This is a genomic window from Pseudomonas sp. Z003-0.4C(8344-21) (assembly GCF_900104975.1).
In the GTDB taxonomy this organism is placed as follows: domain Bacteria; phylum Pseudomonadota; class Gammaproteobacteria; order Pseudomonadales; family Pseudomonadaceae; genus Aquipseudomonas; species Aquipseudomonas granadensis.
On record NZ_LT629756.1, the window covers coordinates 4,900,888 to 4,921,497 of the forward strand.

Genomic DNA, 20,610 nt, shown 5'->3' on the forward strand with positions numbered 1-20,610 from the left:
CCCCTTATCGAGCGTTCAGAAACGCCAGAACTCGATCACTGAAATCAGCGCCAGCCTGCACGTTGGACAGGTGCGCCGCGTAGAACTCGGCGTACTGCGCACCGCGTACGTTGTCGCGAATGAAATGCCCACCGGACGGCGGCGTCACCGCATCTTCGCTGCCGGCGATTACCAGCAACGGCACGTTGATCGAAGCCAGTTGTTCACGGAAATCGGCATCGCGCACCGCTGCGCAGTTGGCCGCATAACCTTGTGGATTGGTCGCGGCGAGCATGTCGGTAATCTTCTTCGCCGCCTCGGGATGCGCTGCGGAAAAGTCAGGCGTGAACCAGCGCGCAATCGACGCATCACGCAGCGCGACCATCGCCGCCGCGCCATTGCGCAGCACGGTTTCAATACGTGGATTCCACACCGACGGATCACCGATTTTCGCCGCCGTGTTGCAGACGATCAGCTTATGCAAACGATGCCCGGCATTGATCCCCAGCCACTGACCGATCAGCCCGCCCATCGACAAACCGCAGAAATGCGCACGCTCGATGTGCAGCGCATCCAGCAACCCGAGCACGTCATGGCCGAGCTGCTCGATGCTGTACGGCCCTTCGGTCACCAGCGATTGACCGTGGCCGCGGGTGTCGAAACGCAGCACGCGAAAATGCTCGGTGAACGCCGGCATCTGCGCGTCCCACATGTGCAGGTCGGTGCCCAGCGAGTTGGACAGCACCAGCACCGGCGCCTGCGCCGGCCCTTGAATCTGGTAATGCAGTTCGCCATCGGCGAGTTGAACGAAAGCCACAGCCCTCTCCTTCAGACAGTCAAAGCGTTGTGTTCGGCCACCGCGCGCTCGACCCAGACGTGGGCCTGACCGAGATAATGCGCGGGATTGAGAAGATCATCGAGTTCAGCACCGCTCAGCTCGGCGGTGACCTGCGGTTCGTCACCGAGCACCGCGCGCAGATGCCGTTGCTCGGCCACCGCGCGCTTGCAGCATTGTTCAAGCAGATGATGCGCCGTATCGCGGCCGACCCGTTGCGCAAGCACGATGCTCACCGCTTCGGCCAGCACCAGCCCCTGAGTCAATTCGAGGTTGCGGCCCATGCGCTCGGCATCGACTTCCAGGCCGTCAGCGAGCAAGCGTGCCTGTTGCAGCGAACCGGACACCAGGCAGCAGATCTCCGGCAGGGTTTCCCATTCGGCATGCCACAAACCGAGGCTGCGTTCGTGTTCCTGGGGCATGGCGCTGAACAATGTCGAGACCAGCCCCGGCACCCGCGTCGCTGCACCGATCAGCACCGCCGCGCCGACCGGATTGCGCTTGTGCGGCATGGTCGACGAACCGCCCTTGCCCGGCGCTGCGGGTTCGAAGACCTCAGCGGCCTCGGTCTGCATCAACAGGCTGATGTCGCGGCCGAATTTGCCGAGGCTACCGGCGATCAATCCCAGCACAGCGCCGAACTCGACGATGCGATCACGTTGGGTGTGCCACGGTTGTTCTGGCAGGCGCAGTTGCAGCTCTTCGGCCAGGGCTTCGGCGATTGGCAGAGCGTGTTGCCCCAGCGCCGCCAGTGTCCCCGACGCACCGCCAAATTGCAGGACCAGCAAGCGCGGTTTCAATTCTTGCAGACGTTGACGACTGCGCGTCACCGCGCCGAGCCAGCCAGCGATTTTCATGCCGAGGGTCACCGGCGTCGCGTGCTGCAGCCAGGTGCGCCCGGCCAGCGGCGTCGTGGCAAACCGTTGGGCTTGAACGGCGAGCGAATCGGCCAGTTGCGCCAGTTCGTTTTCGATCAGCAGCAGCGCCTGACGCAGTTGCAGGACCAGCCCGGAATCCATCACGTCCTGACTGGTCGCGCCCAGATGCACGTAGCGCTCGGCTTCGGCGTCTGTCGCGGCAATCTGCTTGCCCAACGCCTTGACCAGCGGAATCGCCGAATTGCCAGCCGTGGCAATCGCCTCGCCGAGTGCGGCGAAGTCATACAGCCGCGCATCGCATGCCGCCGCAATCGGTGCCACGGCAGACGCCGGAACCAGTCCGACGCGCGCCTCGGCCCGGGCCAGCGCGGCCTCGAAATCGAGCATCGCCTGCACCCGGCCCTGATCGCAGAACACCTCACGCATATTGCGGGCAGTGAAATAGGCATCGAACAATTGATTGCCCGGTCGCTGAGTCATAAAAGTCCTTGCCGGCGCGGGCCATGGCGGCCCGCGCATTTCGGGTTAGAGATCGTGGTGCAAATACGCCGCCTGTTTCGGCAAGCGCAAACTGAACAGGAACGCGATCGCCATCATCGCCGTCACGTACCAGTAAAACGAGTTTTCCATACCGATGTTTTTCAGGCTCAGGGCGACGAATTCCGCCGAGCCACCGAAGATCGCGTTGGCCACCGCGTAGGCCAGCCCGACGCCGAGGGCGCGAACTTCCGGCGGGAACATTTCGGCTTTCACCAGACCGCTGATCGAGGTGTAGAAGCTGACGATCGCCAGCGCCGCGGTGATCAAGACGAAGGCGAGGAACGGGCTGCTGACGCTTTTCAGACTGAGCAGAATCGGCACGGTGAACAGCGTACCGAGGGCGCCGAACCAGAGCATCGAATTACGTCGGCCGATCCGGTCGGCGAGCATGCCGAACAGCGGCTGCATGCACATATACAAGAACAGCGCGCCGGTCATGATGTAGCTGGCGGTCTTGGCGTGCATGCCCGCGGTATTCACCAGGTACTTCTGCATGTAAGTGGTGAAGGTATAGAAAATCAGCGAGCCACCGGCGGTGTAACCGAGCACGGTGATGAACGCGGCCTTGTGATCGCGGAACAGTGCGCTGATGCTGCCGGCATCTTTGTGCGCGCGGGTTTCTTCGTTGGTGGTTTCCTTCAACGAGCGCCGCAGGAACAGCGAAATCAGCGCCGCCACCGCACCGACCACAAACGGAATCCGCCAGCCGTAGGCTCGCAGTTCGTCTTCGTTGAGAAATTGCTGCAGCACTACCACCAGCGACACCGCCAGCAGTTGCCCGCCGATCAAGGTCACGTACTGGAACGAGGCGAAAAATCCGCGCTGGCCCTTGAGCGCGACTTCGCTCATGTAAGTCGCGGTAGTGCCGTACTCGCCGCCGACCGATAGACCTTGCAGCAGCCGTGCGAACAGCAACAGGATCGGCGCCCAGACGCCGATGGAGTTATAGGTCGGCAGGCACGCGATCAGCAGCGAGCCGAAGCACATCATCAGAATCGAGATGAGCATCGATTTCTTGCGCCCGTGCTTGTCGGCGACCCGGCCGAAAATCCAACCGCCAATCGGGCGCATCAGGAAGCCAGCGGCGAACACGCCAGCGGTGTTGACCAGTTGCACCGTCGGGTTGTCGGAAGGGAAAAACGCCGGGGCGAAATAGATCGCGCAGAAGGCGTAGACGTAGAAGTCGAACCATTCGACGAGGTTGCCGGACGAGGCGCCGACAATGGCAAAGATGCGCTTGCTGCGCTCCTCGCCGGTGTAATGGGAAGTGGTGGTGGTCATTGTTTTTCACTCGAAAGGGACGGTGAGAGTCTAGACATACTTTGCAACAGTCCCGTTCCACATCGGGTGTCTATTGATCGTTCCCACGCAGAGCGTGGGACGATCACGCATTCAACTACACCGTTTCCCTTGTAGGAGTGAGCCTGCTCGCGATTGCGGTGTGTCATTCAGACAATTCAAACCTGACACACCGCAATCGCGAGCAGGCTCACTCCTAGAGGGGTTGGCGGTGTTGTTCAGTAATCGAAGAACACTGTCTCGGCCTCGGTGCCCTGCAGGATCACATTCCATTGATAAACGCCTGACGCATCCGGCTTGGCCAGCAAGGTCTGACGGCGTTCGGCGGGTACGCATTCGAGCAGCGGGTCATCGACGTTGGCCGGTTCACCTTCGAAGTAGATCCGCGTGAGCAAGTGCTTGACCAGGCCACGGGCAAACACCAGCACCACCAAATGCGGCGCCTGGGTCGTGCCTTTCAGACCCGGCACGCTGCCCGGTTTGATCGTGGTGAAACGGAACCGCCCTTCGCCGTCTACCGGTACCCGGCCGAAGCCTTCGAAGTTTGGGTCCAGCGGCTTGTCCTGATGATCTTCGGGGTGGTCGTACTTGCCCGCGGCGTTGGCCTGCCAGACTTCGAGCATGGCGTCGTTGACAACATCGCCGTTGCCATCCACCACCTGCCCAGTGATCGCCAGGCGTTCGCCGAGGGTCTGCTCATTGGCGAGGTCTTCGCGGTTCAGCCAGGTCAGACCGATGTGGTAATACGGCCCGACGGTGTGGGACGTGGTCGCATTGAGCGTCATCTTATTTCTCCATCGGCGTGGCTTCACGCCCGCGCAGCACGATGTCCCAGCGGTAAGCGAGGGCGTAGGACGGAATGGTTTTTTCCAGATCGAAAGCAGCGATCAGGCGTTCCTTGGCCGAGGTGTCCGGCACGCAGTTGTAGATCGGGTCGTACACCAGCAGCGGGTCGCCGGGAAAGTACATCTGCGTGACCAGACGCGTGAGAATGCTCGGCCCGAACAGCGAAAAGTGGATATGCGCCGGACGCCACGCATTGTGGTGGTTGCCCCACGGATAGGCGCCGGGCTTGATGGTCTGGAACTGGTACCAGCCATCGGCGTCGGTGACGGTGCGGCCGGTGCCGGTGAAGTTCGGGTCAAGCGGTGCGTCGTGCAGGTCGCGCGCATGGTTGTAGCGACCGGCGGCATTGGCCTGCCAGATCTCCACCAGAATGCCCGGCACCGGCAGACCGTCTTCATCGAGCACACGGCCGTGAACGATGATGCGCTCGCCCAACGGCTCGCCTTCATGCTGGGCGGTTAGGTCGTGGTCATTTTCCACCAGGCGCTCGGCGCCAATGGTCGGCCCGGTGATTTCCGACAGCGAGTGCGGCAGATGCACCAATGGCTTGGACGGCGAGCGCAGGTTGGTGGATTGGTAGGTCGGGTGCAGGTACTCAGGCTGGGTGCCTGCCTGCGGGCGACGGTAACCAGGCTTGTCAGTCATTTCGCTTTCCTCAGTTCTTATAGATGCCGCAACGCGTCAGACGCGTTCGATGGCCAGGGCCAGACCTTGGCCAACACCGACGCACATGGTCGCCAGACCTTTCTTGCCGCCGGTCTTTTCCAGATGATGCAGCGCGGTCAATACCAGTCGCGCCCCGCTCATGCCCAACGGGTGGCCGAGGGCAATTGCGCCGCCGTTCGGGTTGACCTGCGCCGCGTCATCCGCCAGCCCCAGTCCGCGCAACACCGCCAGACCCTGGCTGGCAAACGCTTCGTTGAGTTCGATCACGTCGAAATCGCTGACCGCCACACCGAGACGCTCGGTGAGTTTGCGCACCGCTGGCACCGGGCCGATCCCCATCACCCGCGGCGCGACGCCGGCGCTGGCCATGCCGAGCACTTTTGCGCGGGCGGTCAGGCCGTGTTTTTTTACCGCTTCGGCAGAAGCCAGAATCATTGCAGCGGCGCCATCGTTGACCCCGGAAGCATTGCCGGCGGTAACGGTTTTGTCCGCACCATTGACCGGTTTCAACTTGGCCAACGCTTCAATCGTAGTGTCGGCGCGCGGGTGTTCGTCCTGGCTGACCACGGTTTCGCCCTTCTTGTGAGCGATGCGCACCTCGACGATTTCTTCAGCGAAGTAGCCGGCGGCCTGCGCGGCGGCGGTACGTTGCTGACTGCGCAAGGCAAACGCGTCCTGATCTTCGCGCGAGACTTTATGGTCGTCGGCGACGTTGTCAGCGGTTTGCGGCATCGCGTCGACGCCATATTGCGCTTTCATCAACGGGTTGATGAAACGCCAGCCAATGGTCGTGTCTTCCAGTTTCATGTTGCGCGAGAACGCCGCGTCAGCCTTGCCCATCACGAACGGCGCGCGCGACATCGACTCGACGCCGCCGGCAATCGCCAGCTCCATCTCGCCGCTGGCAATTGCCCGGAACGCCGTACCGATCGCGTCCATGCCCGAAGCGCAGAGGCGATTGAGCGTCACGCCCGGCACGCTGTCCGGCAGACCTGCCAACAACAGGGCCATGCGCGCGACGTTGCGGTTGTCTTCGCCGGCCTGGTTGGCGCAGCCGAGGAACACCTCGTCGACGGCAGTCCAGTCGACAGATGGGTTGCGCTCCATCAAGGCCTTGATCGGTATGGCGGCCAGATCGTCGGCGCGCACGGCGGACAAGCCACCGCCAAAACGGCCGATGGGGGTGCGAATCGCGTCGCAGATATACACGTCACGCATCATGCTTCTCCCGGTGCCTGACCGTGGGCGGCGGCGGTGCGCGCTTCGAGATCGCGCAGCGCGGTCAGCTCGACTTCGGTCGGCTCAGCGGTGGTTTCAACATTGTCGGCAAAACGAATCGCCCAACCGGTGGCGGCGACCACTTGCTCGCGGGTCACGCCCGGATGCAGCGCGGTCACCACAAATTCATGGGTGCCCTCCTCCGGTTCCATGATGCACAGGTCGGTGATGATCCCCACCGGCCCGGCGCCCGGCAGGCCCAGACGCTTGCGTGAATCGCCGCCCTCGCCATGGCCGACCGAAGTGATGAAATCGAGCTTGTCGACAAACGAACGCGCCGACTGTTTAAGGATGATCAACACGCTTTTCGCCGAACCGGCGATCTCCGGCGCGCCACCGGCGCCCGGCAGGCGCACTTTCGGCGAGAAGTAATCGCCGACCACGGTGGTGTTGATGTTGCCGAAACGGTCGACCTGCGCGGCACCCAGAAAACCGACATCGATGCGTCCGCCCTGCAGCCAGTAGCGAAAAATCTCACCGGTCGGGACCACGGTGTCTGCAGTCTCGGCCAGCTCGCCGTCACCGATGGACAGCGGCAACACGCTCGGCTTGGCACCGATCGGGCCCGACTCGTAGATCAGCACCACATCCGGCGACGAAGTCAGACGCGCAAGGTTGGCGGCTTTTGATGGCAGACCGATGCCGACGAAGCACACCGAGCCGTTCTTCAGGCGCCGCGCCGCGGCAACGGTCATCATTTCATTGGTGGTGTAAGTCATTACTTGGCCTCCGAAGCAGCGGCCAACCTGGCCTGGAATTCGCTGAAATCAGCGCAGCCATGGATGTATTCGTCGATCCACGCGGTAAACGTCTCACGGTCCCGAGCGATCGGGTCCCACGCCTGATAGAACCGATTGTCACGCTCGGTGTAACCGTGAGCGTAGGACGGATGCGCGCCGCCGGGCACATGGCAGACCGCGCTCAGCGCCCAGGTCGGCAGGACGCAGGCGTTCATCGGTGCGTTGAGCTCGTCGACGATTTCTTCGACGGTGACGATGCAACGCTTGGCCGCCAAAGCGGCTTCTTTCTGCACGCCAAGAATGCCCCACAACAGCACGTTGCCCTTGCGGTCGGCTTTCTGCGCATGGATCACGGTGACGTCCGGGCGCACCGACGGCACGGCCGCCAGCACTTCGCCGGTGAACGGGCAGGTGACGGTTTTGATCAGCGGGTTAACCTTCGGCAGGTCGGAGCCAGCGTAGGCGCGCAGCACCGCGAACGGCAGGCCGGACGCGCCCGCGACGTAGGCGTTGGCCAGGTCGGCGTGGCTGTGTTCTTCGATTTCCAGCGCATGCGGCCACTGTTTCTCGACCGCATCGCGCAGACGATGCAGCGAACCGACGCCCGGGTTACCGCCCCAGGAAAAAATCAGCTTGCGTACGCAACCGGCGCCGATCAGTTGGTCGTAGATCAGGTCGGGCGTCATCCGCACCAGCGTCAGATCTTTCTTGCCCTGACGAATGATTTCATGACCCGCTGCGGTAGGGATCAGGTGCGTGAAGCCTTCGAGCGCGACGGTGTCGCCATCGTTGACGAATTGCTTCACCGCGTCGTGCAGCGAAAGGATCTCAGCCATGGAGCGGGCTCCCGTTTTTGTAGTGAATCGCCAGTGATAAAAAGGCGCGAGGTTCAGCGCCGAAGTCACTGAAGATTAAGCCTGGGGAAATGGCCAAACAATCCGATAATCGACTGAGTGTTCGTTTATCGAACGGATTGTTGTTCCCCTAACAATCGAATCAAAAGCATCGCGAGCAGGCGAAGGCCTACAGGGGAACGCATTCCAAATGTAGGCCTTCGCCTGCTCGCGATGAGACCAGAACATTCACAGAAATCCTGACCTTAAAACTCAGGTCGCATCCGCATGGCTGACCATGCCCTTGATCACCACCGCCGCGGTCGCCAACCCGGCCGGAATCACCAGCGCTGTCAGCACCTGCTCGAAATTCCAGCCCAGGCCCAGCAGCGTCGCGCCCATCCACGCGCCAAGAATCGCGCCGAAGCGGCCAATCCCGAGCATCCACGAAACCCCGGTGGCGCGGCCTTGCGTCGGGTAGAAGCGTGCCGCCAGCGACGGCATCGCCGATTGCGCGCCGTTGACGCACATCCCCGCCACCAGCACCAAAGTCGCGAGCAAGGTGATGTTGCCCAGGCTCTGCCCTACCGCGTAGGCAAACACCCCGGCCAGCAGGTAGAACGTGCCGATGACCTTGTGCGGGTTGAAGCGGTCCATGGCCCAGCCCACTCCCACCGCGCTCAACACCCCACCGAACTGGAACAACGCGCCGATGAAGGCGGCCTGTTCCATGCTCGCGCCGCTGTCACGCATCAGCGTCGGCAGCCAACTGGTCAGCAGGTAAACGATGACCAGACCCATGAAATAGGTCAGCCACAACAGCAAGGTACCGGTGCTGTAGGTGCCGGAGAAAATCACCGCGAAGACGTTGCGCGCCTTGACGGTTTTCTGTTCCGGCACGCTGAAGCTCGAGGCTTGGGCCACGGTCACCGGGTCGATCGGCGCCAACGTCTTGCGCACCTTGTCGGTGCCACGGTTGCGCACTACCAGGTAACGCGCCGATTCCGGCAGCCAGAACAACAGGACCACAGCAAGGATCAGCGGCAGCACCCCACCGATCAGCAGCAGGCTGTGCCAGCCAAAAGCCGGAATCAGCTTGGCGGAAATGAACCCGCCGCCAGCCATGCCCAGGTTGAAGCCGCAGAACATGCTGGTCACCAGCAGTGATTTCTTGCGCTCCGGGGTGTATTCCGAGAGCAAGGTGGTGGCGTTCGGCATCCCCGCGCCCAGGCCGAGACCGGTCAAGAAACGCAGCACCAGCAGTTGTTCGACATTGGTGCTGTAAGCCGACGCCAGGCTGAAAGCGCCGAACAGCAGCACGGCGCCGACCAGCACCACTTTGCGGCCGAAGCGGTCAGCCAGCGGGCCGGAACCGAGGGCACCGAAGACCATGCCGATCAGCGCGGCGCTCATTACCGGGCCGAGACTGGCGCGGTCGATACCCCAGTCCTGCGACAACGCCGGGGCGATGAAACCCATGGCGGCGGTGTCGAGGCCATCGAGAAAGACAATCAGGAAACACAGGATTACCACCCGCCACTGGTAGCGCGAGATCGGTTGGGCATTGATGAAGGTCTGCACATCGAGGCAGTTACCCACAGCGGACTGAGGCTGGTTCATTATTTTTATTCCACGCAAAAAACGCAGTCGAACGATGGCCGGCCAACGGGCGGCACGGTCATGAGAATAGAGGGTTTGAATCAGGCGTCGCGTTGCATCCGGCAACAGAGTCGGCAAGGCAGACAGTCGGGGAACATGCGCATGGTGAGGTGCCTCTTGTCATTATTATCGGAGTCGGCAGTCCGGGCTGACTCTGCTGGTCAGCGCCGGATGACGCTGCCGCGACATTAATGATCCGAGGGTTTTAGCGTCAATTCGATAAACGCAACACTGTGCGTTTATCGAACAGCTTCATCAGGCAAACAACTGCGCACTGAGGTCGCGACTGGCGCTGAGCAGGCCCGGCAAAAAGCGCTGCTCCAGTTCGCTGCGGCTGACTCGTCCGGCGTGGGTGCTGACATTGAGCGCCGCAACCACCTGACCGGACGCGTCATACACCGGCACGGCAATCGAGCGCAGGCCCTGTTCCAGTTCCTGATCGACGATGCACCAACCCTGCTGCCGCACCTCTTGCAGGCAGGCGAGCAAGGCGTCAGGGGTATGGATCGTGCGGCTGGTCTTGGCCACCAGTTCCGCGTGGTCGAGATATTCGCCCAGCGACGTATCGTCGAGTGCTGCCAGCAAAATGCGCCCCATCGACGTGCAATACGCCGGCAGCCGCCCGCCCACCGACAGGTCAACCGAAATCAGCCGCTGGGTCGTAGCCGAACGGGCGATGTACAGAATGTCGTCGCCCTCGAGCGTGGCCATGTTGCAGGCTTCATGCAGCTGCTCGCTCATGCGGTCGAGGTACGGTTGCGCGGACACGGCTAGCGGCGTCGATGACAAATAGGCGTGGCCGAGGGTCAACACTTTCGGCAGCAATGAATAGGTGCGACCGTCGGTGGTGGCGTAGCCGAGCTTGATCAGCGTGTGCAGGCAACGGCGCACCGCCGCGCGAGGGATCTCGGTGCGGTGGCTGATCTGGGCGATGGTCAGGTGGCGCTTGCGCTCCTGAAAAGCCTGCACCACCGCCAGACCGCGGGCCAATGAGGTCATGAAATCCGGATCGCCGGTCAGGGCCTGGATACGCTTGGCCGGCGAAGCGACGATCGGCGGCGCCACGGAAGTGAAGGAATTGCGCATTTGATCGTTCATTCAAGGTCCTTGGTCCGGCTCGGATCAGTGGCTATACAAACGGCTCACAGGCGAATGCACAAGCGCTGAGAACGCAACATTGGGCGATTATCGAACCGTCGACCGATAATCGCAATCCGTCATCTCGCGCCGAGTCAACGTGCCCGTTTCGACCACGCCCGTTTTAGATGGATGCGTTAGTTATTCATTTAATGGCGCCAAAAACTGATCATCCGGCAAATAGTTCCCAGCACGCAGTGCAACTAAATAAACTTGCGCGCAACCAGGCCCCCACACATTCAGAACCGTTTTTAACTTGGCAAAGATAGTCATTCCTGAATCGATGGCTATAATGCACCTCAGTGGCGCCCCGTCTTCATTGACCCGGATCGCCACCCGCTGAGGTGATGTCCATCACCGACAGCCCGGCCAGCGCCAGACGCCATTTTTCATGCAACGCCTGCGTTCGCCGAAACAGGAAACTGATGCTGCGTCAGTTTTATCGGGTGCCGTAGCCGCCTGACAGACGAAAGTCCCGTTCGCTCGCCGATTCAACTAATGCCTGTTCAGGCATTGAAATGGGGGGGCGCTCGAGCGATTCGTTGCCATGCGTTTCACCAGACTTACAACTCAACTCATACAGGTATCACTGTGACGAAAGACGAACTGCGCGCGGAACTTGAGCGCCAGGAACAACGTTACAAGGAAGTTTACGGCGGGGAAGTCACCACCTACGCCGCACAGCCCGAACCGGAACGCAAAGCCTGGCGCAAGCGCCCTACCGTTCAGGATCAGGTGTTCAAGCAGGAAATCGAAAAAATCGAAAAGGAGCTCAAAGCCGAGGAGCCTTGAACACAGGCGGCGGTTTTTGAAGGTTTGCGTCCGCACCATTTACAAGCGCGGTGAAACGACGATGCCTTGCGCGCCCGCTACCCGCGGGCAGCGGCAATCCTCGCGTCTGACAGGCTGATGACAGACGTCCTACAGGTTTCACAGATATTTCAGACAAGCGTTTGAGCGTTCGCCCAGTCTTTGAAAATGCCGGCAAAACGCCAATTTTATTAATATAATCAATGACTTGAAAAACCCTGCGCACCGCTTGGTTTTAACGCGCTGCAACAAATTAACTTGAAGAAGAGTGTGACCAGTGAGCAGACAGGGCATCGATTTCCTGTCTTTTCTGGCATAATCGCGCCCCCTTACGACCGGGTCAGAAAACCTTCATGATCGATTTATTCAGCGGACTGGATGCTTGGGTGCTTGTGAGCCTCTTGCTCGCCCTGACGTTTGTCCTCGCCTTCGAGTTCATCAATGGATTTCATGACACCGCTAACGCGGTAGCCACTGTTATCTACACCAAAGCCATGCCGCCGCATCTGGCAGTGTTCTTTTCCGGCGTGTTCAATTTCCTCGGCGTGCTGCTGGGCGGCGTTGGCGTGGCGTATGCCATCGTCCACCTGCTGCCGGTGGAACTGCTGATCAATGTGAACACCGGCCATGGCCTGGCAATGGTCTTCTCGCTGCTCGCCGCGGCCATCGCCTGGAATCTGGGCACGTGGTACTTCGGTATCCCGGCTTCCAGCTCGCACACCCTGATCGGCTCGATCCTCGGTGTCGGCCTGGCCAACGCGCTGATCAACGACATCCCGTTGAGAGATGGGGTGAACTGGCAGAAAGCGATCGACATCGGCGCCTCGCTGGTGTTCTCGCCGATGGCCGGTTTCCTGATCGCCGCACTGGTGCTGATCGGCCTGAAGTGGTGGCGCCCGCTGTCGAAGATGCACAAGACGCCGGAACAGCGCCGCAAGATCGACGACAAGAAACACCCGCCATTCTGGAACCGTCTGGTCCTGGTGATCTCGGCCATGGCCGTGAGCTTCGTGCACGGTTCCAACGATGGCCAGAAAGGCATCGGCCTGATCATGCTGGTACTGATCGGCATCGTGCCTGCGCAGTTCGTGCTCGACCTGAACAGCACCACCTACCAGATCGAACGCACCCGCGACGCGACTCTGCACCTGAGCCAGTTCTACCAGCGCAACGCCGATTCGCTGGGTGAATTCCTCGCCCTGGGCAAAAGCGTGGAAGGCGACCTGCCGGAGAAGTTCCGCTGCAACCCGCAGCAGACCGAACCGACCATTTCCGCCCTCCTGCACACTCTTAAAGGTGTAGCGGACTACCATTCGCTGTCGTCGGAAAGCCGCATTGAGGTACGTCGTTACCTGCTGTGCCTGGACGACACGGCGAAGAAAGTCGGCAAGCTACCAGGCCTCGAAGCCCGTGAAAAGGCTGACCTCGACAAGCTGCGCAAAGACCTGACCACCACCACCGAATACGCCCCGTTCTGGGTGATTCTGGCAGTCGCCCTGGCCTTGGGCCTGGGCACCATGGTGGGCTGGAAGCGCGTGGTACTGACCATTGGCGAGAAGATCGGCAAGCAAGGCATGACCTATTCCCAAGGCATGTCCGCGCAGATCACGACGGCCAGTTTGATCGGCATGGCCAACATTTTCAGCCTGCCGGTATCGACCACTCACGTGCTGTCTTCGGGTGTGGCCGGGACCATGGTTGCCAACAAGAGCGGCTTGCAGGGTGGCACGGTCAAGACCATTTTGCTGGCGTGGGTGTTGACCTTGCCAGCGACGGTGGCGTTGTCGGCCGGGTTGTTCTGGCTGGCGTCCAAGGCGTTGGGTAGCTGATCTTCAGCTGCTTGTGAAGGAGGCGCGATTCTTTGGAATCGCGCCTTTTTTTTGGAGTTGGGATTGGGGGCATATCCGTTGCTGCGGGGGCTGCTGCTGGCGGTTTCGCTCTTACAGCGAGTCCCTTTTTCAAACGCCGGAGTGCCGGCCCAGCAAAAAGGAACCAAAAGGCTTTGCCCCGGCGTTCGGCCCCTCGCTGGGGCTCGGGGTTCCTTCGTTACGGAATCGCTCCGGGCGCAGCGGCTACGGCTTGCTTCGCTGCACCTCCTTCCGCTGTGTACGACTTCGTCGTACGGTCGCTACGCTCCCACACCCGGATCGATCCCTTCACTCAGCCTTCCGAAGGGGCAAAAGATCAAAAGCCAGATCAAGATCAAAAGCCGGAGCAAAATCAAAAGCCCCTCACCCTAGCCCTCTCCCGGAGGGAGAGGGAACCGACCGTGGTGGATGTGGGAGATACGCTAACCTGGGATATCGAGTTGAATGCACAATTTGAAAAGCACGAAAATCGGCCCCCTCTCCCTCGGGAGAGGGCTGGGGTGAGGGGCGAATCCAAAACAAATCCCAAGCCAAGCGCCGCTTCAAACCACTCAACAATGAGCGCCAGCTCGAGTGCTCTTGATCTTGCCTAACCAGCGACATCGGAAGGCTGAGTGGAGGGATTGATCCGGGCGTGGGAGCGTAGCGACCGTCTGGCGCAGCCAGACACAGCGGAAGGAGGTGCAGCGAAGCAAACCGTAGCCGCTGCGCCCGGATCGATCCCGGAGCGAAGGGACCCCGAGCTTGCGAGGGGCCGGACGTAGGAGCAAAGCCTTTTGGTTCCTTTTTGGCGTCTGAAAAAGGGACTCGCCGTAAGGGCGAAACCGCCAGAAGCAGCACCCGAAGCAACGGATATTCACCCAAAACCCCAAGAGCCTGGTCGGCCCAAAGGCCGCCACGGCCCAAAAAAAAAGGGGCAACCGAAGTCGCCCCAAAATGCCTTGCGTGCCCATCAACCCAGAAGAACTCACTTGCGCCGCTTATGCGCATCCTTCCAGATAAAAAATCCAAACCCTGCAAAAAACAGCACCATCAGCCCAACCGTCAGGACCCCGGCAAACACCACGTTATCGAAAAACATGACTGGCCTCCTGGCCCCTGCTTTACTGCGATGAGTGCAAATTAGCAGACACACAGACACGCACATTGACCAGGATCAATGTCCGCAACAAAGAGAGAAACGAGGGGGAAACTAAATGACCTGCGTCAAAGAACGCAGGGGAGATCAGCGCTTTTTCGGCTTGTTCTTCGACTTTTTCCTGGCTTTCCCCAACGGCATCGCCTGCTCGAACGCCTGGCGGACTTCGTTCAGGCGCTTCTCGTTGAGGTCATGCACACGCTTGGCGCGCTCGCTGCTGAGGTCGATCAGTTTGTCGTCTTGGCTCATGGCATCAGTACATCGAAGAAAAAGAACACAACTGCCACATCACCGGCAGGACTGCGCCCATCATGCCGCCTGACGCCGGCGCTGACCAGCCACACCGGCACCGCAATCAAATCTCGATATCGACCCACAACCCCTGACGCGGCTGATCGTCCATCAGCGGTACCACTGGCACGGTGTTGTCGGCATTGAGTTCGGTACCGGGTACGGCCAGATGTTCTTCCGGGTCTTCATCGGCCTCGCGACGCCGACGCTCGCGCTCCTGCTGGCGGCGCTGTTCCTCGCGCAGCAACAGGCCATCCTCTTCGGGATTGCGTTTTTGCAGATCGATCGTGCTTTCGTTGGAGCTTTCCTGCACCGGCACCACCGGAGGGATGTCCGGCCGCTGGCGGATCGGATCCTGCTGGGAAGTGATCGGCACGGCGCTCAAGGGGAGCATCGGTGGCAACATATATAGGTCTCCTGTGTGCAGGCTATCGGCTGCGGTACAGGCGCCTTGAGCCGCCCGTCGCAAACTTGTGACCCGGTTGGCACCCACAGGTGCCCCGCCGCTGGAAAAAACCGACGCCTGACGCTCCGGTACCCGCTTGCAGCCTGCAGCTAAAAGCTCGCCACTGCTCCTATTCCTTTGGCCCTGAAGCCGTCATTCCGTTAAGATAGCCCGCTTTTTCAAGGTGGGAGTCAGGCAGCATGGCGCAGCAGTATCAACCGGGGCAACGCTGGATCAGTGACAGCGAAGCAGAGCTTGGTTTAGGCACCGTTCTGGCACAGGACGGCCGCTTGTTGACCGTGCTTTACCCGGCCACTGGCGAAACCCGCCAGTACGCGCTACGGAATGCGCCCCTGACCCGCGTGCGGTTCTCGCCGGGTGACAGCATCACCCACTTCGAAGGCTGGAAGATGACCGTGCAGCAAGTCGACGACGTCGACGGGCTGATGGTCTATCACGGTCTCAACGCGCAGAACGAAGCCGTCACCCTGCCGGAAACCCAGCTGTCGAACTTCATTCAGTTCCGTCTGGCCAGTGACCGTCTGTTCGCCGGGCAGATCGATCCGCTGCCGTGGTTCTCCCTGCGCTACAACACCCTTGAACACACCAGCCGCCAGTTGCAGTCCTCGCTCTGGGGCCTGGGCGGCGTGCGCGCACAGCCGATCGCGCACCAGTTGCACATCGCCCGTGAAGTCGCCGACCGTATCGCGCCGCGGGTACTGCTGGCCGACGAAGTAGGCCTGGGTAAAACCATCGAAGCCGGTCTGGTGATCCACCGCCAACTGCTGTCCGGCCGCGCCAACCGCGTGCTGATCCTCGTTCCGGAAAACCTCCAGCACCAGTGGCTGGTGGAAATGCGCCGCCGTTTCAACCTGCAGGTCGCGCTGTTCGACGAAGAACGCTTCATCGAAAGCGATGCCACCAACCCGTTCGAAGACACGCAACTGGCGCTGGTCGCGCTGGAATGGCTGGTCGACGACGAAAAGGCTCAGGACGCACTGTTCGCTGCCGGTTGGGATCTGCTGGTGGTCGACGAAGCCCACCACCTGGTCTGGCACGAAGAAAAAGCCAGCCCGGAATACTCGCTGGTCGAACAACTGGCCGAAGTCATTCCCGGTGTGCTGCTGCTCACCGCCACCCCGGAACAACTCGGTCAGGACAGCCACTTCGCCCGTCTGCGCCTGCTCGACCCGAACCGTTTTCATGATCTGGCGGCGTTCCGCGCCGAGAGCGACAACTATCGCCCGGTCGCCGAAGCGGTTCAGGAACTGCTCGACAAGGGCCGCCTCTCGCCCGCAGCGCACCAAACCATTCACGGTTTCCTCGGCAACGAAGGCGAAGCCTTGCTGACCGCGGTCAACGATGGCGACACCGAAGCCAGCGCGCGTCTGGTGCGTGAATTGCTTGATCGCCACGGCACTGGCCGCGTGCTGTTCCGTAACACCCGTGCGGCCGTGCAGGGTTTCCCGGAGCGCAAGCTGCACCCCTATCCACTGCCATGCCCCGACGAATACCTCGAACTGCCGTTGGGCGAGCATGCCGAGCTGTATCCGGAAGTCAGCTTCCAGTCCCAGCCGGAGGCCAGCGAAGAAGAACGCTGGTGGAAATTCGACCCGCGCGTCGAGTGGCTGATCGACCAGCTGAAGATGCTCAAGCGCACCAAAGTGCTGGTGATCTGCGCCCACGCTGAAACCGCAATGGATCTGGAAGACGCCCTGCGTGTGCGCTCCGGCATCCCGGCCACGGTGTTCCACGAAGGCATGAACATCCTTGAGCGTGACCGCGCCGCGGCCTACTTCGCCGACGAAGAGTTCGGCGCGCAAGTGCTGATCTGCTCGGAAATCGGCAGTGAGGGTCGCAACTTCCAGTTCGCTCACCACCTGGTGCTGTTCGATCTGCCGTCGCACCCGGACCTGCTCGAGCAGCGCATCGGTCGTCTCGACCGGATCGGCCAGAAGCACATCATCGAACTGCACGTGCCGTACCTGGAAACCAGCCCGCAAGAGCGCCTGTTCCAGTGGTACCACGAAGCGCTGAACGCATTCCTCAATACCTGCCCGACCGGCAATGCCTTGCAGCATCAGTTCGGCCCGCGCCTGCTGCCGCTGCTCGAAGAAGCCGACGACGGCGAGTGGCAAGCGCTGATCGACGAAGCACGCGCCGAGCGTGAGCGTCTGGAAGCCGAGCTGCACACTGGTCGCGACCGTCTGCTGGAACTCAACTCCGGTGGCGCTGGCGAAGGTGAAGCGCTGGTCGAGGCGATCCTTGAGCAGGACGACCAGTTCGCCCTGCCGATCTACATGGAAACCCTGTTCGACGCGTTTGGCATCGACAGCGAAGACCATTCGGAAAACGCCCTGATCCTCAAGCCGAGCGAGAAAATGCTCGACGCCAGCTTCCCGCTGGGCGACGACGAAGGCGTGACCATCACCTACGACCGTAACCAGGCGCTGTCGCGCGAAGACATGCAGTTCATCACCTGGGAACACCCGATGGTGCAGGGCGGCATGGACCTGGTGTTGTCCGGTTCGATGGGCAACACCGCCGTCGCGCTGATCAAGAACAAGGCGTTGAAACCGGGCACCGTGTTGCTGGAACTGCTGTATGTCAGCGAAGTGGTCGCACCGCGTTCGCTGCAACTGGGCCGCTACCTGCCGCCGGCGGCGCTGCGCTGCCTGCTCGATGCCAACGGTAACGACCTGTCGCCACGGGTGTCCTTCGAAACCCTTAACGATCAGCTGGAAAGCGTGCCGCGCGCCAGCGCCAACAAGTTCATCCAGGCCCAGCGCGATCAGCTGACGCCGCGGATCAACGCCGGCGAAGACAAGATCGCCCCGCGTCACGCCGAGCGCGTGGCCGAGGCGCGTCGTCGTCTGGCCGCCGACACCGACGAAGAACTGGCGCGCCTGACCGCGTTGCAAGCGGTCAACCCGACCGTGCGTGACAGCGAACTGGAAGCGTTGCGCACTCAGCGCGAGCAGGGTCTGGCGATGCTGGATAAAGCGGCGCTGCGTCTGGAAGCGATTCGGGTGTTGGTGGCGGGCTAACCGCCCCGCTCCACCGCTGAAAACAACAAGGCCCGCAGCGATGCGGGCCTTTTGTTTGCCTGTAATTTATTAGCTGAAGCTGATGGCCTCATCGCTGGCAAGCCAGCTCCCACAGGTTTCGGGTTGTTTACAGATTATGTGTACGACTCGGTCACTGTGGAAGCTGGCTTGCCAGCGATTGCGGTCAGGCAGTCGCCGCCGCAGCACCTGGCTCAACCACAGCCACCAACCCCTCCTTCATCCGCTGCGCATCCCGCACAAAACACCGCGAGGCCAGAAACAGAAACACCATGGTCAGAAACAGCGCCACCGGAATCAGGTACATCGCGTCATGCAAGCCGACCGCCTTGAACGCTTCGGTCATCTGTTCCGCCCCCGCCGACAGCATCGCCGTGTGCGCAAAATGGTCCGACAAACCACCGACCACCACCGGCCCCAAACCACCGCCGAGCAGATACAGCCCGGCAAAGAACAACGCCATCGCCGTCGCGCGCAGGCGCGGTTCGACAACGTCCTGAATCGCCGTGTACACGCAGGTGTAGAAGTTATAGGCGAACAGCCAGCCAACACTGAACACTGCGACGAACACGCCGATCTCGATTCGCCCGGCATGCAGCGCCCACGCCGTGCACAGGGTCGAGATGATCAGACTGAACGCCGCAAACAGCAGTCGCCCGCTGGCCACGCGCTGGTGAATCTTGTCAGCGATCCAGCCGCCCAAGGTCAGCCCGACCAGCCCGGTCACGCCGACAATGATCCCGGTGGCCACCGCCGCTTCCTGCAACGGCATGAGGAAGAAGCGTTGCAGCATCGGCACCAGAAACGAGTTGCAGGCATAGGTCGCGAAGTTGAAGCACAGCCCGGCCATGACCAGCCACAGAAACGTCGGCACCGCCAGCACGCGACGAATTGGCTTGTCGACTTTCTCTTGCGAGACTTGCACGGTTTCCGCCGCGCCGCGCTTGGGTTCCTTGATGAAGAACATGAACACCGCAAGGATCAGCCCCGGCACCGCGGCGATAAAGAACGGCGCGCGCCAGCTGTCGAACGCCTTGACCATCGCGCCGATGGTGAAGAACGCCAGCAGCAGCCCAAGCGGCAAGCCAAGCATGAAAATGCCCATGGCCCGCGCCCGACGGTGCGCCGGAAACAGATCGCCGATCAGCGAGTTGGCCGCTGGCGCATAACTGGCTTCGCCGATGCCGATGCCCATGCGCACGATCAGGAAGCTCCAGAAACTGCCGACCATACCGTTGACCGCAGTCAGTGCACTCCAGGTCGCCAAACCCCAGCCCATCAGTTTGCTGCGTGAACCGGTGTCGGCCATGCGCCCGAGTGGCAGGCCGGCAATGGCGTAAACGATGGTGAAGGCAGTGCCGATGATGCCCAGCTGAAAGTCGCTGAGGTGCCATTCCATGCGGATAGGTTCGATGATGATCGCCGGAATGGTACGGTCGAAGAAATTGAACAGGTTGGCGAGGAACAGTAAAAACAGAATGCGCCAGGCATTCGCCGCTTGGGTCGAGTTCTGCATGGGTCCGTCTCTTTATTGTTATGGGGCTTCACTGCCAGCGCGTTCGAGCCCGGAACCTGCAATCTAGTCAGCCGCGCGAGGGCTGTCTGTGATCATTCGTCAGCCTGATATCGGCCCATCGCACTGTAACGAAACGTAAGCCCTTGATAACGCTGAAATCCCCTGCCATACCGGGCTTTCACGGCAAAATCCGGGCACAAAAAAATACTTTCGCGCCCCCCTTCCCAAGTCCATGGCAAAGCCTAGAATGGCCGCCGGATCCGTCCGGATCTGCCGATCAATCCCTTTGATACCCTCGCCCATGTCTGAAGTCAGTCCGTGTCTGAATTGCGGTGCCTGCTGTTCCCATTTTCGCGTGTCTTTTTTCTGGGGTGAATGCGCATCCTCCGGCGGTACGGTACCTGATGAACTGGTCGAGCAAATCACCCCGAGCCGTGTGGCAATGATCGGCACTGATCGCAAACCCACGCGCTGCATCTCGCTGGCAGGGGAAGTCGGCAGCAAAGTAGCGTGCACGATCTATGAAAATCGCTCGAGCCCCTGCCGCGAATTCGAAGCGTCGTGGGAGAACGGTGAACACAACCCCGACTGCGACAAGGCCCGCGCCGCGCATGGTCTGCCGCCGCTTGACCCGCACTGGAACGATCTGCCACTTGAGCGTATTGCCTGAGTCTTAGCGCGAATCGCTATGATGCTAATGCCAAAATCATTAGCGCCAATGTGCCACTACCGCTTGCGCGCCGAAATCGGCCTCTATACTCCAAGTCATTCGCCTGCGTTGATCGCG

General features: G+C 61.1%; 18 protein-coding genes. 4 read left to right on the forward strand and 14 right to left on the reverse strand.

Annotated features, from left to right (window positions below; translation table 11 throughout):
- Positions 1-4: 4 nt before the first annotated feature.
- The 10 genes from pcaD to pcaR form a co-directional block, all read right to left on the reverse strand.
- Positions 5-796, reverse strand: a complete 792-nt coding sequence (pcaD, locus tag BLU24_RS22145) for a 3-oxoadipate enol-lactonase (RefSeq protein WP_093103934.1) — start codon at positions 794-796, stop codon at positions 5-7.
- Positions 797-807: 11 nt separating this feature from the next.
- Entirely contained in the window at positions 808-2,172 is a 1,365-nt protein-coding gene (locus BLU24_RS22150) for a 3-carboxy-cis,cis-muconate cycloisomerase (RefSeq protein WP_093103937.1), read from the reverse strand.
- Between the two features lie 45 nt (positions 2,173-2,217).
- The gene (locus tag BLU24_RS22155; RefSeq protein WP_093103940.1) at positions 2,218-3,513 is read right to left on the reverse strand and encodes an MFS family transporter; all 1,296 of its coding nucleotides are present in this window, start codon (positions 3,511-3,513) and stop codon (positions 2,218-2,220) included.
- Positions 3,514-3,749: 236 nt separating this feature from the next.
- Entirely contained in the window at positions 3,750-4,316 is a 567-nt protein-coding gene (gene pcaG, locus BLU24_RS22160; protein ID WP_093103943.1) for a protocatechuate 3,4-dioxygenase subunit alpha, read from the reverse strand.
- A gap of 1 nt (position 4,317) precedes the next feature.
- Entirely contained in the window at positions 4,318-5,022 is a 705-nt protein-coding gene (gene pcaH / locus BLU24_RS22165) for a protocatechuate 3,4-dioxygenase subunit beta (protein ID WP_093103945.1), read from the reverse strand.
- Between the two features lie 36 nt (positions 5,023-5,058).
- On the reverse strand, positions 5,059-6,264 hold the full coding sequence (gene pcaF, locus BLU24_RS22170) for a 3-oxoadipyl-CoA thiolase (protein ID WP_172833291.1): 1,206 nt from the start codon (positions 6,262-6,264) through the stop codon (positions 5,059-5,061).
- Positions 6,261-7,040 (reverse strand): CoA-transferase subunit beta, encoded by a 780-nt coding sequence (locus BLU24_RS22175; protein ID WP_093103951.1) that lies wholly within the window; start codon positions 7,038-7,040, stop codon positions 6,261-6,263. Before BLU24_RS22175 ends, pcaF begins: the two co-directional genes overlap by 4 nt.
- Positions 7,040-7,897: a CoA transferase subunit A gene (locus BLU24_RS22180; protein ID WP_093103954.1), complete on the reverse strand. Its 858-nt coding sequence runs from the start codon at positions 7,895-7,897 to the stop codon at positions 7,040-7,042. The genes BLU24_RS22175 and BLU24_RS22180 overlap by 1 nt, the downstream gene beginning before the upstream one ends.
- Positions 7,898-8,167: 270 nt before the next feature.
- Positions 8,168-9,514: an MFS transporter gene (locus tag BLU24_RS22185; RefSeq protein WP_093103957.1), complete on the reverse strand. Its 1,347-nt coding sequence runs from the start codon at positions 9,512-9,514 to the stop codon at positions 8,168-8,170.
- Between the two features lie 294 nt (positions 9,515-9,808).
- Positions 9,809-10,651: a pca regulon transcriptional regulator PcaR gene (gene pcaR, locus BLU24_RS22190; protein WP_090282140.1), complete on the reverse strand. Its 843-nt coding sequence runs from the start codon at positions 10,649-10,651 to the stop codon at positions 9,809-9,811.
- Positions 10,652-11,281: 630 nt separating this feature from the next.
- On the opposite strand from pcaR, the gene BLU24_RS22195 reads away from it, so the two are divergent.
- Together BLU24_RS22195 and BLU24_RS22200 are read left to right on the forward strand one after the other, a co-directional pair.
- Positions 11,282-11,482 (forward strand): hypothetical protein, encoded by a 201-nt coding sequence (locus BLU24_RS22195; RefSeq protein ID WP_008080067.1) that lies wholly within the window; start codon positions 11,282-11,284, stop codon positions 11,480-11,482.
- 371 nt (positions 11,483-11,853) lie between these two features.
- Positions 11,854-13,329: an inorganic phosphate transporter gene (locus BLU24_RS22200; RefSeq protein WP_093103960.1), complete on the forward strand. Its 1,476-nt coding sequence runs from the start codon at positions 11,854-11,856 to the stop codon at positions 13,327-13,329.
- Positions 13,330-14,335: 1,006 nt separating this feature from the next.
- Here BLU24_RS22200 and ccoM read toward each other — a convergent pair.
- The 3 genes from ccoM to BLU24_RS22210 all read right to left on the reverse strand — a co-directional run bounded on the left by ccoM (position 14,336) and on the right by BLU24_RS22210 (position 15,203).
- Positions 14,336-14,449 carry a cytochrome c oxidase subunit CcoM gene (ccoM, locus tag BLU24_RS28135; protein ID WP_016771346.1) on the reverse strand — a complete coding sequence of 38 codons (114 nt, stop codon included), beginning with the start codon at positions 14,447-14,449 and terminating at the stop codon, positions 14,336-14,338.
- Between the two features lie 144 nt (positions 14,450-14,593).
- A complete protein-coding gene (locus tag BLU24_RS27850) occupies positions 14,594-14,755 on the reverse strand; it encodes a hypothetical protein (protein ID WP_090282138.1) in 162 nt (53 codons plus the stop codon).
- Between the two features lie 106 nt (positions 14,756-14,861).
- Positions 14,862-15,203, reverse strand: a complete 342-nt coding sequence (locus BLU24_RS22210; RefSeq protein ID WP_090282137.1) for an aspartate-semialdehyde dehydrogenase — start codon at positions 15,201-15,203, stop codon at positions 14,862-14,864.
- Positions 15,204-15,442: 239 nt separating this feature from the next.
- Between BLU24_RS22210 and rapA the strand changes: the two genes are divergently transcribed.
- Positions 15,443-18,289, forward strand: coding sequence for an RNA polymerase-associated protein RapA (rapA, locus tag BLU24_RS22215; RefSeq protein ID WP_093103963.1), 2,847 nt, complete (start codon positions 15,443-15,445; stop codon positions 18,287-18,289).
- 184 nt (positions 18,290-18,473) lie between these two features.
- On the opposite strand, the gene BLU24_RS22220 is transcribed toward rapA, so the two are convergent.
- Positions 18,474-19,823 carry a spinster family MFS transporter gene (locus tag BLU24_RS22220; RefSeq protein ID WP_093103966.1) on the reverse strand — a complete coding sequence of 450 codons (1,350 nt, stop codon included), beginning with the start codon at positions 19,821-19,823 and terminating at the stop codon, positions 18,474-18,476.
- 301 nt (positions 19,824-20,124) lie between these two features.
- Here BLU24_RS22220 and BLU24_RS22225 point away from each other — a divergent pair, with 301 nt between their 5' ends.
- The gene (locus BLU24_RS22225) at positions 20,125-20,493 is read left to right on the forward strand and encodes a YkgJ family cysteine cluster protein (protein ID WP_090282134.1); all 369 of its coding nucleotides are present in this window, start codon (positions 20,125-20,127) and stop codon (positions 20,491-20,493) included.
- Positions 20,494-20,610: the final 117 nt, after the last annotated feature.